Annotated in this window: 13 protein-coding genes; 5 read left to right on the top strand and 8 right to left on the bottom strand. The window is 72.6% G+C overall.

Features of this window, described 5'->3' with window-relative positions; all coding sequences use genetic code 11:
* Positions 1 to 142 precede the first annotated feature (142 nt).
* Genes ABZ721_RS25510 through ABZ721_RS25495 form a run of 4 tightly spaced genes read right to left on the bottom strand, consistent with a single transcriptional unit; the run spans position 143 to position 4,701 of the window.
* Complete coding sequence (locus tag ABZ721_RS25510) at positions 143 to 1,246, bottom strand: glycosyltransferase family A protein (protein ID WP_358791018.1); 1,104 nt, start codon at positions 1,244 to 1,246, stop codon at positions 143 to 145.
* Positions 1,185 to 2,861, bottom strand: a complete 1,677-nt coding sequence (locus ABZ721_RS25505; RefSeq protein WP_358791017.1) for a condensation domain-containing protein — start codon at positions 2,859 to 2,861, stop codon at positions 1,185 to 1,187. The genes ABZ721_RS25510 and ABZ721_RS25505 overlap by 62 nt, the downstream gene beginning before the upstream one ends.
* The gene (locus tag ABZ721_RS25500) at positions 2,858 to 3,535 is read right to left on the bottom strand and encodes an HAD-IA family hydrolase (protein WP_358791016.1); all 678 of its coding nucleotides are present in this window, start codon (positions 3,533 to 3,535) and stop codon (positions 2,858 to 2,860) included. The genes ABZ721_RS25505 and ABZ721_RS25500 overlap by 4 nt, the downstream gene beginning before the upstream one ends.
* The gene (locus ABZ721_RS25495; RefSeq protein ID WP_358791015.1) at positions 3,532 to 4,701 is read right to left on the bottom strand and encodes a nicotinate-nucleotide--dimethylbenzimidazole phosphoribosyltransferase; all 1,170 of its coding nucleotides are present in this window, start codon (positions 4,699 to 4,701) and stop codon (positions 3,532 to 3,534) included. Before ABZ721_RS25495 ends, ABZ721_RS25500 begins: the two co-directional genes overlap by 4 nt.
* Before the next feature lie 282 nt (positions 4,702 to 4,983).
* On the opposite strand from ABZ721_RS25495, the gene ABZ721_RS25490 reads away from it, so the two are divergent.
* The 5 genes from ABZ721_RS25490 to ABZ721_RS25470 are packed head-to-tail and all read left to right on the top strand — an operon-like array spanning position 4,984 to position 9,542.
* A complete protein-coding gene (locus ABZ721_RS25490) occupies positions 4,984 to 5,235 on the top strand; it encodes a phosphopantetheine-binding protein (protein ID WP_358791014.1) in 252 nt (83 codons plus the stop codon).
* Between the two features lie 32 nt (positions 5,236 to 5,267).
* Positions 5,268 to 6,662 (top strand): fatty acid--CoA ligase family protein, encoded by a 1,395-nt coding sequence (locus tag ABZ721_RS25485; RefSeq protein WP_358791013.1) that lies wholly within the window; start codon positions 5,268 to 5,270, stop codon positions 6,660 to 6,662.
* A 2-nt stretch (positions 6,663 to 6,664) separates the two neighbouring features.
* The gene (locus ABZ721_RS25480) at positions 6,665 to 7,213 is read left to right on the top strand and encodes a hypothetical protein (protein WP_358791012.1); all 549 of its coding nucleotides are present in this window, start codon (positions 6,665 to 6,667) and stop codon (positions 7,211 to 7,213) included.
* Complete coding sequence (locus tag ABZ721_RS25475; RefSeq protein ID WP_358791011.1) at positions 7,210 to 8,502, top strand: NDP-hexose 2,3-dehydratase family protein; 1,293 nt, start codon at positions 7,210 to 7,212, stop codon at positions 8,500 to 8,502. Before ABZ721_RS25480 ends, ABZ721_RS25475 begins: the two co-directional genes overlap by 4 nt.
* A 41-nt stretch (positions 8,503 to 8,543) precedes the next feature.
* Positions 8,544 to 9,542 (top strand): Gfo/Idh/MocA family oxidoreductase, encoded by a 999-nt coding sequence (locus ABZ721_RS25470; RefSeq protein WP_358791010.1) that lies wholly within the window; start codon positions 8,544 to 8,546, stop codon positions 9,540 to 9,542.
* Between the two features lie 14 nt (positions 9,543 to 9,556).
* On the opposite strand, the gene ABZ721_RS25465 is transcribed toward ABZ721_RS25470, so the two are convergent.
* Genes ABZ721_RS25465 through ngcE form a run of 4 tightly spaced genes read right to left on the bottom strand, consistent with a single transcriptional unit; the run spans position 9,557 to position 13,735 of the window.
* Positions 9,557 to 10,378: an aldo/keto reductase gene (locus ABZ721_RS25465; protein WP_358791009.1), complete on the bottom strand. Its 822-nt coding sequence runs from the start codon at positions 10,376 to 10,378 to the stop codon at positions 9,557 to 9,559.
* A gap of 43 nt (positions 10,379 to 10,421) precedes the next feature.
* Positions 10,422 to 11,333 (bottom strand): carbohydrate ABC transporter permease, encoded by a 912-nt coding sequence (locus ABZ721_RS25460; protein ID WP_358791008.1) that lies wholly within the window; start codon positions 11,331 to 11,333, stop codon positions 10,422 to 10,424.
* A 10-nt stretch (positions 11,334 to 11,343) separates the two neighbouring features.
* Positions 11,344 to 12,273, bottom strand: coding sequence for a sugar ABC transporter permease (locus ABZ721_RS25455; RefSeq protein WP_358791007.1), 930 nt, complete (start codon positions 12,271 to 12,273; stop codon positions 11,344 to 11,346).
* Between the two features lie 43 nt (positions 12,274 to 12,316).
* Positions 12,317 to 13,735 carry an N-acetylglucosamine/diacetylchitobiose ABC transporter substrate-binding protein gene (gene ngcE, locus ABZ721_RS25450; RefSeq protein ID WP_358791006.1) on the bottom strand — a complete coding sequence of 473 codons (1,419 nt, stop codon included), beginning with the start codon at positions 13,733 to 13,735 and terminating at the stop codon, positions 12,317 to 12,319.
* Between the last annotated feature and the right edge of the window lie 245 nt (positions 13,736 to 13,980).

Here is a 13,980-nt window from a genome sequence, read left to right as displayed (position 1 = left end):
CGAACGGACGAGGCCGCACCAGTGAGACCCCGTCGTCTACAACATGTGAACCCTAAGCTGAGCCTTTAGGGTGATGTCCCGTCAAGGGCTGAGACCATTCTGCGACGGAAAGCCCGATGCGTCACAGGTCGCCCGCGCCCCCTCAGCACCTCAGGACGTCACGGAGGGAAGACGGGTCGCGGCGCAGCAGCTCGTCCTCGACGAAGGTGACCTCGTAGTCGTTCCCCGCGCCGGTCATCCGCAGCACCGGCCGGCCGTCCTCGGCGATCACCGCCGTCGCCGGCCCGCCCGTCTCCGCGTCCCGGCCGGCGAGCACCCAGCCGAGGTCCGGATCCCGCCGCCCGTACACAAGGTGATCGCGCTCCAGCCCCGCACGGGCGAGGACCGCCGCGTCCGGAACGGCCGCCACGAGCGGCTCGGGCGCCGCCGGCAGGCCGTCCGGGCCCGTCCGCTGGAGCAGGGCGATCTTCGCCGCCCGGCGCAGCCGCGGGTCGTCCGCCTCGGCCAGGAAGCGGCCGAGCACCTCGGTCTCCGCCTCGTTGCGCGCGAACCCGCCGGCGTAGCTGGAGGCCCGCACCCGGTAGACGTAGCTGGGGTCCGCCGGCTTGCTGACGACCGCGCCCGCGGCGACCAGCCGCAGCCACAGGTCCCACTCCTCGCCGTAGGCGATCTGCCGGAAGCCGCCGACCTTGTCGTACAGCTCCCGGCTGTACATCGCGCCGACCACGACGTAGTTCTGCGCGAGCAGCTGGACGAGCTGGTCGCCGGGCAGCGGCAGCCGCCCCTTGGTGTAGGTGGCCGGGACGAAGGGTCCGCGGCCCGTCCAGGTCAGCGGGCGGGGGCTGATCAGCCCGGGGCAGGCGTCGTAGGCGTCGCACATCGCCTCGACGTGGTGCGGGAGGAAGGCGTCGTCGCCGTCGAGCTGGCACACCAGGTCGGTGTCGAGCCGCTCGATCCCGGTCCCCCTGGCGCCCCAGACGCCGAGGCGGCGGGGGTTGCGCACCAGCGTCAGCGGCAGCACCCCGCTCCAGCGCTCCACGCGCCGCACGGTGTCGTCGTCGGAGCAGTCGTCCACGACGACGACCCGGTCGACGGGGCGGGTCTGCATCGCCACCGAGCCCAGGGCCTGGTCGATGAAGTCCGAGGAGTTCATGGCGGGGACGATGACGCCGACCGTCGGCCGGTCAGAGGGACGTGGCACGGGACTGGGGCCTTTCGACGAGGTAGTGGTGCGGGAGGACGGCATCGGGCAGGGCGGAGAGCGCCGCCTCGTACGCGCGGCGCACCTCCCGGACGGCGACCGGGCGGCTGCCCCGTTCGCGCAGGACCACCCGGGCCGTGAGCCACGGGACGCCGCCCGCGTCCCGCTCGACGAGCAGGTCGGCCTCCGCCACCGCCTCCAGGCCGCGCAGGGCGCGGCGCATGGCGCCGAGGTCGACCCAGGACGAGTCGGCCAGCAGCCAGTCCGCGCCCCGGGGCACCGGCCGGACGAGGAGGGCGCCGTGCAGGTCGGCCGGCGGCGTTCCCGGGCGGCGGGCCGACTCCGTCAGCAGCGTCTCCATGTCCAGGAGCAGCCCGCGGACGTCCTCCCGGGGCAGGTGGGCGGTGTCCGCGACCAGCGCGTGGACCGTGCGCGGATCGTCCGGGGCGACGCTCACCTGGTAGTAGAGCTTCAGTCCCGGCAGCGCGAACGGCTCCGCCCAGGTGAAGTCCCGCTCGGCCGCCGGTGTGCCCTGCCGCGCGGGCTGCTCGGGTTCGCCGAAGAGCGACGTGGTGTCGTTGTGCAGGACGGACAGGTCCAGCCGCAGCCCCCGCGCCTCCCCCGCCGCCGCGATCAGCCCGTCGAGGTCCGCCGGGTCGTACTGCGCCCTGGCGTAGCCGCGCAGCGTGTTCCGGTGGGTGGCGCGGACGACGTCGTCGAAGGCCGGACCGGAGACCTCCGGGCAGAGCACCACGTCGGAGGCGAGCGGGGCCACCATGGACTGCCGGTCCGCGCCGACCCGGTTGGCGAAGATCGTCTTCAGGGAGCAGCGAGGGGTGCCGTTGCGGCGGGCGAGGAGCGTGGCGAACGCCGCGACGTGCACCGTCGCCACTCCCACCTGGCAGCGCAGCGCGATCGTGCGGGCGGCGGCGTCCATCGCGGCGGAGCGCAGCTGCCCGTGGGCGGCGCCGGGCTCGCCCGGGGCGCCCGCGAACATGGACCGCGGGACGCCGTCGAGCACCTTGCGGACGTACGCGCCCGAGCGGCGGTTCAGCGCCCGGCCCCGCTCGGAGCCCTCCTGCTCCGCCAGATCCAGCGGCTGGGTGCCGGCCGGTGCGGCCGGGCGCCCGGCGAGCCGGTCCCGCAGGTCCCGTTCCAGGGTCCGCAGCGCCCAGCCGTCGAGGGCCACATGGGAGAGGTAGAGCAGGACGCGGTACGGCGCTCCCGCGACCGACAGCAGCAGCGTGGCGCGGATCCCCCATTCGCGGGCCAGGTCGAAGCCGGTCCCCGCCATGAGGGCGTGCAGCCGGACGGTCTCGGCCTCGGGGTCCGCGCCGGCGGCCAGCCGCTCGATCCGGACGGGCAGCCGGCCCTCCCCCTCGACCGACTGCACGGGCGGTCCGCCGTCCGCACCCGGGAGGTAGACGGTGCGCAGGCTCTCGTGCGCGGCCACGAGCCGGCGCAGGGCGGCCAGCACCTCGTCGGTGGAGGACGTGCCGTCCAGCTCCACGAAGTAGCGGATGTTGTAGTCGTAGGCGTGGGCCTCGGTCCTGCTCCGCACGGCCTCGTAGATCACCCGCTGGCCCCAGGTCAGCGGCGCCCGCGCGGAGCGCAGGCCCGCGAGGTCCAGCGGGACGGTGCCGGTGCCGGTGTCGTTCACCCGGTGCTCCCGGCACTCCCGGCGGCCGGGGCGGGCGCGGCGGCCGGAGCGGGCGCGGCAGCCGGAGCGGGCGCGGTCAGCAGGGCGGGCAGTTCGGCGAGCGACGCCGGCCCGGTGCCCGGGGCGCCGCCCACCAGATAGGTGGTGATGCCCGCCGCCGCGCCCTGCCGGACGTCGTGCGCGGTGTCCCCGGCGAAGACCACCTCGTCCGCGGCCAGCCCCAGCAGCCCCCGGGCCCGGTGCAGCCCTTCGGCGGCCGGCTTGGGCTCGGCCACGTCCTCGCGCGCGACCAGCAGCGGGACGGCGAGCCCGGCGGCGGCGAGCAGCTGGGCTGCGGTGTCCCGGGAGCGTCCGGTGCACACCCCGAGGGCCAGCCCCAGCGCGGTGAGCGCGGCGACCGCCTCGGCGGCTCCCGGCCGGGGCGGGGCGGGCACCTCCGCCAGCGCGAGCGGGAAGTGCGCGGTGTAGGCCGCCAGCGCCCGCTCCGCGCCCGGCTCGCCGACCAGCCGGACGAGCGTCGCCAGATCGGTCGCCGCCGAGCGGGTCGCGATGCGGGCCGCGCTCGGCCGCGGCAGGCCCACGTCCTGGCAGGCCGCGCGCAGGCAGCGCACGTGGACCGCCCGGGAGTCCACCAGCGTTCCGTCGAGGTCGAGGATGACGCCCCGCACTGTCATCTGCGTTCGCTTTCTGAAGGGTCGGCGGTCCGCACCGCTCCGGACGGAGAAGCCGCAGGTGGCGACTTGGACGCGGCGGTCAGTTCGGTCACCGCGAGCACCGCGTTGACCGGTCCGGCCGCCAGGGCAGCGCCCGATCCCATGCCGAGCCGCATCTCCAGGTCGAGCACCGGCCGCAGCCCCAGCTCCTCCAGCAGCATCCGGTGGGCGGGCTCGGTGGAGACGTGGGAGGCCACCAGGTAGTCGCGGACCGCGGGGCACAGCCGGCAGGCGATCACCGCGGAGACCGCCGTCATGCAGCCGTCGAGCACCACCAGGCAGCCGCGGGCGGCGGCGGCCAGGACGGCGCCGACGTTGCCGCACAGCTCGTAGCCGCCGAGCGCGGCCAGTTGCCGGACCGGGTCGGCGCCGAGACCCGCCGTGCGCTCCAGCGCCTGCTCCACCAGGCGCGCCTTGCGCCCGACGGTCTCCTCGCCGACGCCCGAGCCCTTGCCGACGAGATCGCGCGGGTCGGCCCCGAGCAGCCGGGCGGCCAGCGCCGTGGCCGACGTCGTGTTGCCGACGCCGATCTCCCCGCAGGCGGCCAGCGTCCCGGCGGGGAAGGCGTCGCGGGCGAACCGGGCGCCCGCCTCGATCGCGTCCAGCGCCTGCCCGAACGTCATCGCGTCCGCGCGGGAGATGTCCGCCGTGCCGTTGCCGATCTTGTAGCGGCGGTCCCCGGTGTCGGTGCGGATCCCCAGGTCCGCGGCCTCCACCCGGCCGCCGGCACGGGCGGCGAGCGCGCAGACCGGCGCCTGCCCCGCCACGATCTCCGCGAAGAGCCGGGCGGTGGAGTCCGGCCGGTGGGCCGACACCCCGTGCCCGGCGACGCCGTGGTCGCCCGCCAGCACCGACACCACGACCGGCAGCGGCCGGACCCGGTGGGTCCGCAGGATCCCCGCGACCTGCCAGCCGATCTCGTCGAGCCGGCCGAGGCTGCCGACCGGCCTGGCGCCCGTCGCGGCGATCACCCGCGCCAGCCGCGCGCTGCGCCGGTCGAACCCGCCGACCGCGTCGGCCAGCGCGCCCAGCCGCTCCTCCGGCGGCGCCGTCGCCGGCCCGTCCGCCCGCTCCCCGGCGCCCGCGCCGGTCTCCTGCCCGCTCCGGTCCGCCGCTGCGGAAACCATCGCCGTTCCTCCCCCGTCGAAGCGTCCGCCGCGGCCCTTCCCGGGGCCCCGGCCGCAGCCGGGCCACACAGTACGCGGCGGTTTTGCCGATGTCACGAGGTGATCGACACCGCCCGGAGGGCATCGGGCGGGCCCCTCCCGGGCCGCGGCGGAAGTCCAAGTGCTCATCCCGGAAAGCCCTTTCGCCGGGCCGGAGCCGCTGTTACGCTCGCGCCTTCAACCGGTCTAGACAACTTGCCGGCTGAGTACGGGGCGATCCTGCCATGGCGTGGGAGAGGGACGATGATTTCTCGGGAGACAGTCGTGGCGGCGCTCGTCAGCCGCCTCGCGGAGACCCTGCCGGAAGCGCGCGGGGCCGCGCTCCAGGAGACGGACGATCTGCGGCAGTTCGCCGGATTCGACTCCCTCGGCATTCTGGAGACCCTGGTGTGGCTGGAGTCGGAGTTCGACATCACCATCCCGGACGAGGACCTGGACGTGGAGAACTTCCAGTCGGTCGGCAGGATGGCCGACTTCGTCCTCACCCACCGCTGACCGGCTCTCGGCCCGGAAATCCAGGAGGAGCAGTGGCGGACGCCGGATTCTTCGCGGCAGTTCGGGACGGGGCGGGGCGGGGCGACGACGTCGCGCTCATCTCCGGCAGGCGCGAATGGACCCGCCGGGAGCTGATCACCGCGGCGGAGGTCTTCGCGGAACACCTCGGACGGCATCCCACCGCGGGCGTGCCGGTGGTCGTGGACGTCGCCGACGCGGCCGTCCGCGCGGTGGTCACCCTCGCCGCGGACCTGGCCGGACTGCCGGTCCTGCACAGCGATCCCGGCGCGCCCACCGACTTCGGCGGCCTCGTCGTCCGGGACAGCGCGACATCGCACGACCCGCCGGCCGTCCTGACCTCGGACGGCGGCGTCGAGCTGTGGACGCACCCGCGGCCCGCCACCCACAGCCTGGCCGGCGTCCCGGCCCGCTCGCAGATCTTCCTGACCTCCGGGTCCACCGGGACACCGACCGGCGTGGTCCGCCCGGCCGGAACCGTGCTGAGCGACGCGCACCGGATCGCCGCGTTCATGGGATACGAGCAGGGGCTGCCGGGCGTCGTCAGCACCCTGGCCTTCCACTGCTACGGCTTCGCCTACGGCATCGCCGCGCCCCTGCTGCACGGCGCCCCGATCCGCCACGTCGCCTCCCGGTCCGTCCCGTCCCAACTGGCCCGCGCGGTGCGCGAGCACGGCGCGCGGACCCTGGTCGGGCTGCCCTTCCAGTTCCAGTTGCTGGCGGGCTCCGCCACCCCGCTGGACTTCGGCGGGCTGCGGATGGCGGTCTCGTCGGGCGCCCCGCTGCCCCCCGAGGCGGCGGGCGCCATCACCGCGCGGTACGACTTCGCGCTCTGGAACGCGTACGGCTCCTCGGAGACCGGCGCGCTCTCCGCGGCGCTCAGCGACGGCCGGCAGCTGCCGGGCGAGGTCGGCGCGCCCTTCCCCGGCGTCGTCCCCCGGCTGGCCCCGGTCGAGGGCGTGCCCGACGGCGGCGAACTGCAGCTGCGGACCGACGCGCTGGCGGCCGGCTACACCGGCACCGACGGGCTGCTGCCGCTCGACTTCGACGGCGACTGGTACCGCACCGGCGACCTGGCCCGCATCGAGGACGGCGGCATCCGGATCAACGGCCGGCTGAAGAACATCATCAACGTCGCGGGCAAGAAGGTCAGTCCGGCGGAGATCGAACGGGTGCTGGCGCGGCACCCGGCGGTGGCCGACGTCCAGGTCGTCGCCGCCCCGGACGACGTGCGCGGGCAGGTGCCCGCCGCCCGCGTCGTCACCACCTCGGAGCTGACCGTCGCGGAGCTGCTCGCGTGGTGCCAGTCGCGGCTGGCTCCGCACCAGATGCCGCGGCAGGTCAGCTTCCTGGCCGAGATCCCCCGGTCGGCGATGGGCAAGCCGCTCCGCGCGCCGGAACCGCGATAGCCGTGGAGAACTCCGCACCCGGTACCGCACCCGGTGTCCACCGCACCTCGCGCGGCACGTTCACCGGCCTGCCCCCGCAGACCCGCATGCTCCTGGAGAGCGAGGGGTCGACCACGATCCTTCTGGAGTCGCTGATCGGCTGCCGGCTCACCGTCCGCGTCGACTCCCAGTCCCCGGTCGACGCCGCGTCCCTGGACGCCCGCGTCCTCGACGCGCTGGGGCTGTCGCGGGACGCCAAGCCGGTGCTCCGCCGGTCCGCGCTGCTGACCCCCGACGGGCGGGCCGTCAGCAGCAACCGCGTCGTCTTCGACGGAGCGGCCGTGCCCTGGCTCGCGGACGCCCAGGACGACGTGCCGCTCGGCCGCGAACTGCGCGCCCGCAACTCCCTGCAGCACCGCGTCATCCTCGACCACGGGCTGGCCGGCTGGCCGCCGGGCGGCGCCGGCACGCCCTGCGCGTTCAAGGAGTACCTCATCAACTGCGCGGACGGCAGCCGCATCCACCTGCACGAGACGTTCAGCCCGCACTTCGTCCCGGTGCCCGGGCGATGAACTGGGCGGGGGTCTCGGAGCCGTTCCAGGAGTGGTGGGCCAAGCGCACCCGGGCGGGCTGGTTCGACGTCACCCGGATCCCCTTCGACGAGATGGAGGGCTGGTCGTTCGACGACGAGACCGGGAACCTGGTCCACGCGAGCGGGAAGTTCTTCTCGGTGGAGGGGCTGAAGGTCACCGGCGGGAACGGCCGCGGGACGTGGACGCAGCCGGTGATCCACCAGCCGGAGTTCGGTGTCCTGGGCATCCTCGTGAAGGACTTCGACGGGGTCCCGCACTGCCTGATGCAGGCGAAGATGGAGCCCGGCAACATCAACACCCTGCAGCTCTCCCCCACCGTGCAGGCCACCCGCAGCAACTACACCCGGGTGCACGGCGGGCGGCCCACCCGCTACCTCGACCACTTCCGCGGCCCCGGCCGCGGGCAGGTCCTCGCCGACACCCTGCAGTCCGAGCAGGGCACCTGGTTCTGGCACAAGCGCAACCGGAACATGGTGGTACGGGTCACCGAGGACGTGCCGCCGCACGAGGACCACCAGTGGGTCTCCTGGGACGATCTGCGGCGGATGCTGCGGATCGACGACCTCGTCAACATGGACAGCCGCTCCGTGATCGCCTCCCTGCCCTTCCCCCCGGACCCCGAAGTCCCCACCGCTCCCGCGCACCACTCCCTGGGCCACGTGCTGAGCTGGTTCACCGAGGCCAAGACCCGCTGCGACTGGACCGCGCGGCTGGTCCCGCTGGCCGGCGTGCCGGGCTGGACGCGGTCCGCGCGGCGGATCGCGGACGGGGCCGGCGACCGCTTCGACGTCATCGCGGTCCGGGTGCAGGCCGGCAACCGCGAGGTGCCCGGCTGGACGCAGCCGCTGCTCGCCCCCCGCGCCACGGGCCTCGCGGCGTTCCTCGTCCGCCGGATCGGCGGCGTGCCGCACCTGCTGGCCCGCGCCGGGCACGAGCCGGGGCTGCTGGACCGGGTCGAGATCGCGCCCACCGTGCAGCTGCCCGACGCGACGGCCGGCGGCGACGGCCCGGCGCCGCCGTTCCTGGACGTGGTGGAGGGCGCCACGAGGGAGCAGGTGCGCTTCGACACCGTGCTCTCCGAGGAGGGCGGCCGGTTCTACCACGCCAGGACCCGCTACCGATTGATCGAGGTGGGGGACGAGGTACCGGTCCGCGTACCGCCGGACTTCTGCTGGACGACCGTGTCCCAGCTGCGGGAACTGGTCGGCCACGGCCATTATCTGAACGTGGAGGCGCGCACCCTGCTCGCCTGCGCGCGGAGCCTGTGACCGGCGCCGCGCGCGCCGAGAACCGTGGGAAGGGAACCCCGATGAGCGAGCCAGAACCGGCCTCCGGCGTACTGCGGCTCGGGGTGCTGGGGTGCGCCGACTTCGCCTGGCGCAAGATGCTGCCCGCGCTCGCCCGCGTCCCGAACCTGCGGATCACCGCGCTCGCCAGCCGTGACGCGGCGAAGGCGGGCCGGTTCGCGGAGCGGTTCGGCGGCGCGGCGGTGACGGGGTACGAGGCGCTGCTGGAGCGGGACGACGTCGACGCCGTGTACGTGGTGCTGCCGACCGGCCTGCACCACGCCTGGGCGCTGCGGGCGCTGGCCGCGGGCAAGCACGTGCTGGCCGAGAAGTCCCTGACGACGGGGGCCGGGGAGGCGGCGGAGCTGGTGGCCGCGGCGCGCGACAGCGGGCTGTGGCTGGTGGAGAACTTCCTCTTCCCGCACCACTCGCAGCACGCGGCCGTGCGCGAGCGGGTCGAGCGCGGCGCGATCGGCCGGACGCGGGTCTTCAGCTCCGCCTTCGGCGTGCCGCCGCGCCCGGCGGGCGACATCCGCAACAGCCCGGAGCTGGGCGGCGGCGCCCTGCTGGACGTGGGGGCCTACACCGTCCGCGCTGCGACGTACTTCCTCGGCCCCGACCTGACCCTGGCCGGAGCCCACTTGCGGATCGACGGGCGCACGGGCGTGGACGTGGGCGGCAGCGCGCTGTTCCACACCCCGGCGGGCGTCGCGGCGGAGCTCACCTTCGGCTTCGACTCCTCCTACCGCACCACCTACGCGCTGTGGGGCAGCGAGGGCCGGATCAGCGTCGACCGGGCCTTCACCCCGCCCGCGGACCTGCTGCCCGCGGTGCGCTGGGAGCGCCAGGACGCGGTGGAGGAGCTGGAGCTGCCCGCCGACGACCAGTACGCCAACGGGGGGCTGGCGTTCGCCGACCGCGTGCTGACGGGCGCGCCGTTCGACGCGTACGGGGAGTCGCTGGTGCGCCAGGCGGCACTGTTGGAGCAGATCAGGGAGCGGGCGCACCGGGTGACCGTCTGACGCGGTCGGCCCGGTCAGCCGTTCAGGTCGGGGCCCAGGCGGCGCCCCTCGTCCAGGCCCGCGATCGCCGCCAGGTCCGCGGCGTCCAGGGCGAAGCCCAGCAGGTCCGCGTTCCGCCGGATCCGGTCCGGGTCGGCCGAGCGCGGGATCACGACGTGGCCGAGCTGCAGGTTCCAGCGCAGCACGACCTGGGCGGCGCTCACCCCGTACCGGTCCGCGATGGCGGTGAGCACCGGCAGCGCGAGCAGGTCGCCGCCCTGCCCGAGCGGGCTGTACGCCTCGGTGGCGATGCCGTGCGCCGCGTGGTGGGCCCGCAGGGCGGGCCGCTGGTACCAGGGGTGCAGTTCGATCTGGTGGACGGCCGGGACGATGCCGGACCGGGCCGCGAGCCGTTCCAGGTGCGGGATACAGAAGTTGGAGACACCGATGGCGCGGGCGCGCCCCTCGGCGTGGACGCGCTCCAGCGCCCGCCAGCTCTCCGGGTACAGGTCGCGGGCCGGCTGGGGCCAGTGGATCAGGTACAGGTCCACGTACTCCAGGCCGAGCGCGGCCAGCGACGCGTCGAACGCGCGCAGCGTCCGGTCGTGGCCCTGGTCGGTGTTCCACAGCTTGGTGGTGACGAAGAGGTCCGCGCGCGGCACCCCCGAGGCGGCGAGCGCCCGGCCGGTGCCGCGCTCGTTGGCGTACACCGCGGCGGTGTCGATGCCGCGGTAGCCGCACTCCAGCGCCGTCGACACCGCGACAGCGGCCTGGGCGTCGGTCAGATGACCGACGCCCAGGCCCAGCTGAGGCATCGCGCTGCCGGTGTTGAGGACGACGCGCGGCAGACCGCTCACGCCGCCCCCGTCCGTGCCGCGGCCCGCCGGCCCGCTGCTTCCGCTACTTGATCGCACCGGCGGTGAGGCCGGCCTGGATCTGCTTCTGGAAGATGATGTAGACGGCGAGCACCGGGAGCATCGCGATGGCGAGGCCGGCGAAGAGCGCCGCCCAGTCGCCCGCGTACCCCTGCTGCGTCGCCAGGTCCGCCAGGCCCTGGGTGAGCACCCAGTTCTTGGTGTCGCCCTGGTTGAGCACGATCGGCAGCAGGTACTGGTTCCACTGCCCCAGGACGTTGAAGACGCCGATGCTGATGAGGCCCGGCTTCGACATCGGCAGCATGATCTGGAAGAAGGTCCTCGTGTGCGAGGCACCGTCGACCAGCGCCGCCTCCGCGATCGAGGTCGGCAGCGTCCGGAAGAACGACGTCATGAAGAACACGGTGAAGGGCAGCGAGTAGGCGATGTACACCAGGATCAGCCCGGGGAACGTGTTCAGCAGGCCCAGGTTCTTCGTGACGAAGAAGAGCGGGACCAGAACCATCACGACGGGGAAGGCCATGCCCCCGACGAACAGGAAGTAGATGAACCGGTTCCCGAAGAACTCGAAGCGCGCCAGGACGTAGGCGGCCATCGAGCCCAGGATCATCGTGCCCAGCGTCGAGAAGCCGACCACGATCGCCGTGTTGATGAAGTACTGGCCGATGTTGGCCTTGGTCCAGGCCCGGGACCAGTTGTCGAACTGCAGGTGCGTCGGGAGCGACCAGGGGCTGCCCACGATGTCACCGGAGGTCTTGAGCGAGCTCCAGAGCACCCAGAGCATCGGCACGCCGACCATGAGCGCCCACACCAGGAGGAAGCCGTGGGAGAAGACGTTGAGAACGCCGCCCTCACTGCGCCGCCAGTTGCGTTTGGTCTTGTTGGCGGTCGGGGCCGCCGACTTCTGCTTTTCCACAGGAACTGCGTTCGTCGTCATCGCGCCACCCCTAGAACTCGATACGGTCGCGGCGCGACAGCCGCATGCTGAGAACGGCGAAGACCAGCGTCACGATCAGCATCGCGACACCCATCGAGGCCGCGTAACCGAACTGGCTGTTGTCCCGGAAAGCCGTCTTGTACAACAGCAGGGGCAGCACGTCGGTCGATTCGTCGGGGCCGCCGTTGTTCACGGACATCAGCTGGACGAACGCGAATCCGTCCATCGCCATGATGCCCATGTACACCCAGCCGGTGGCCACCGTGTCGCGCAGCAGCGGCAGGGTGATCCTGAAGAACGTCATGGCGCGCTCGGCGCCGTCCAGCCGCGCCGCCTCGTAGATCTCGGTCGGGATGGAGGCCATCCCGGCGGAGAACAGGACGACGTAGAAGCCGACGTTCGCCCAGATCATGACGACCATGATGCAGGCCAGCGCGGTGGACTTGTCGCCCAGCCACGCGTGCTGCAGGGAGGCCAGGCCCAGGTTGCCCAGCAGGGCGTTGAGCAGGCCTTCCTTGTTGTCCGGGTTGTAGATCTGCTGCCAGAGCACAGCGATGATCGTGACGGACAGCACCTGCGGGAAGAAGAAGACCACCTTGTAGATGGACGATCCCCGCACGCCGGAGACCCCCGCAGCACTTCCTCTGCGGCGGCCTCCGACGTTGAGCATGAAGGCGAAGAACAGACCCAGCGACAGCGTCACCAGCGGCACCACCAACAACATGATGATGTTGTGCGACAACGCCTTCCAGAAGAGGTCGTTGTGGATGAGCTTCTGGTAGTTGTCGAGCCCGATGAACTTCTTGTCGGATGTGATTCCGCTCCAGTCCGTCATCGAGATCTGGAAGTCCTGGACGAAGGGCGAGATCACAAGGACCCCGTACAGCGCCAGTGGAATTGCCAGAAACCCGATGATGAACCGGTACTTGCCGTGTCGCATGTCGCCGGTCGCTCTCGTCTCAGCCAGTGGAAAGGAAGCAGCGTCAGGCGTGCTTGAACTTCGGGACGGACGAGTCCTTCGCGGTCGCGTCCGAGGCCGCCTGCGCCTTGTCGATCCACTCGGCGGCCTTGATCTTGCCGGAGAGCAGGTCGAGGGTCAGGTTGCCGATCGTCTCCTCGTTCAGCTTCTTGTACCAGTCGCCGAGCCGCGGGTTCACGACGTTGGCGGCGGCGGCCTTGAGGCCCGCGCTCGCGGAGGCGAGGCCCGGGGTGAGGGTCAGACCCTCCTCGGCGCCCGCGACGGCGGTCAGGGACTTCAGGGACTCGGTGAACTTCTTGGACTGCTCCTTGCTCAGCATGATGCGGAGCAGCTCCATGCCGCCGGCCGGGTTCTTCCCGTCCTTCGCGACGATGAAGGGCTCACCGGCCGCGGCGCGGATGGCACCGTAGGGGAGCTTGTCGCTGGCGCCGCCCTGGATCGGGCCGACCGCCAGGTCGAAGTCCTTCGGCATGGTGGGCGCTGCCTCGTTCTCCACCCAGGAGCCGTTCGGGATGAAGGCGGCCTTGCCCTTCGTCCAGTCGGTCTGCGCCTGGATGTGGGTCTTGCCCTCGGAGCCCTGGAGGATGTAGCCCTTGGCGGCCAGCTCCTCGTAGTACGCGATGACGCCCTTGACCGCGTCGGTCTTGAACGCGTTCGGCTCCAGGTTGTCGATCGCGTTGATGCCGGCGACGCCGCCGGCCTTGGCGATCTGGGCGAAGATGTCGAAGTGCACGTAGTACGGGTACTTGCCCGGGTACGTGTACGGCGCGATGCCCGCGGCCTTGATCTTCTCGCAGAGCGCGAGCATCTCGGTGAAGGTCTGGGGGTACGTCCAGCCCTTGTCCTTGAAGAGCTTGTTGCTGTACCAGGTGCCGTAGACGGTGAACGCGTAGTTGAGCGCGTACACCTCCTTGCCGCCGTACTGGCCCTGCTCGACGGTGCCGGCGATCAGCGTGTCGCGGACCTTCTTGGCCGGGTCGTCGAAGGACGCGGCGTCGAGCAGCGGGGTGAGGTCGACGAGCTTGCCCTGCTTGGCGAGCGCGGCGGTGTCGAGGTTGTCGGCACCCGAGTTGTCCATGACGTCCGGCGGGCTGCCGCCGGCGAAGCGCGGCTGCAGCTTCGGGCCCAGGGCCTGGGTGCCCGTGTGCTTGACCGTCGTCTTGTACGTGGTGTTGTAAGCCGCCTCGGCGTTCTTGACGTAGTCGTCGCCGAAGCCGCCCTTGAAGATGAACGCCTCGAGAGGCGCGCCCTCCTTGACACCGAGCGGGTTCTTGGCGGACACCGTGCCCGTTTCCTTGGGCTTGTCGGTCTTGTCACCGCTGTCGGAGGCACACGCGGTGAGGAAAGATGCCGACGGTACGGCGACCAGGCCAACGGCCATCGCGCGCTTGACCAGATCCCGGCGGTTCAGTTCGGATCCCATGCTCAAGTCCTCGCCCTCTACAGGACTCATGCGGTGCAGCGGAATCCGCCGGCGCCCGCGAACAGATGAAGCTTCAGTGATGCTGCCATCCACCGGGGGAGGGGTCTGCCACGAGTGGGCGTTTCGGCCCGTCGATCCCCCGCCCCGTCCCGCGCTCGCGGGCTTCCCTGGACGCGACAGGTATAGTCCACTTCCCGTTGGGAGGGCAAGATCGAAAGCCCGTTTGGCCGTGAAGCTTTCCCGAG

The organism is Streptomyces sp. NPDC006733, from assembly GCF_040636125.1.
Classification (GTDB): Bacteria; Actinomycetota; Actinomycetes; order Streptomycetales; family Streptomycetaceae; genus Actinacidiphila.
This window is presented reverse-complemented; position numbering and strand designations above follow the sequence as displayed.

Excerpts from the sequence above, each read along its gene's own strand:
- ABZ721_RS25510 (WP_358791018.1), bottom strand. The coding sequence starts at position 1,246 with ATGCCGTCCTCCCGCACCACTACCTCGTCGAAAGGCCCCAGTCCCGTG.
- ABZ721_RS25500 (WP_358791016.1), bottom strand. The coding sequence starts at position 3,535 with ATGACAGTGCGGGGCGTCATCCTCGACCTCGACGGAACGCTGGTGGAC.
- ABZ721_RS25495 (WP_358791015.1), bottom strand. The coding sequence starts at position 4,701 with ATGGTTTCCGCAGCGGCGGACCGGAGCGGGCAGGAGACCGGCGCGGGC.
- ABZ721_RS25490 (WP_358791014.1), top strand. The coding sequence starts at position 4,984 with ATGATTTCTCGGGAGACAGTCGTGGCGGCGCTCGTCAGCCGCCTCGCG.
- ABZ721_RS25475 (WP_358791011.1), top strand. The coding sequence starts at position 7,210 with ATGAACTGGGCGGGGGTCTCGGAGCCGTTCCAGGAGTGGTGGGCCAAG.
- ABZ721_RS25470 (WP_358791010.1), top strand. The coding sequence starts at position 8,544 with ATGAGCGAGCCAGAACCGGCCTCCGGCGTACTGCGGCTCGGGGTGCTG.
- ABZ721_RS25460 (WP_358791008.1), bottom strand. The coding sequence starts at position 11,333 with ATGACGACGAACGCAGTTCCTGTGGAAAAGCAGAAGTCGGCGGCCCCG.
- ABZ721_RS25455 (WP_358791007.1), bottom strand. The coding sequence starts at position 12,273 with ATGCGACACGGCAAGTACCGGTTCATCATCGGGTTTCTGGCAATTCCA.
- ngcE (WP_358791006.1), bottom strand. The coding sequence starts at position 13,735 with ATGGGATCCGAACTGAACCGCCGGGATCTGGTCAAGCGCGCGATGGCC.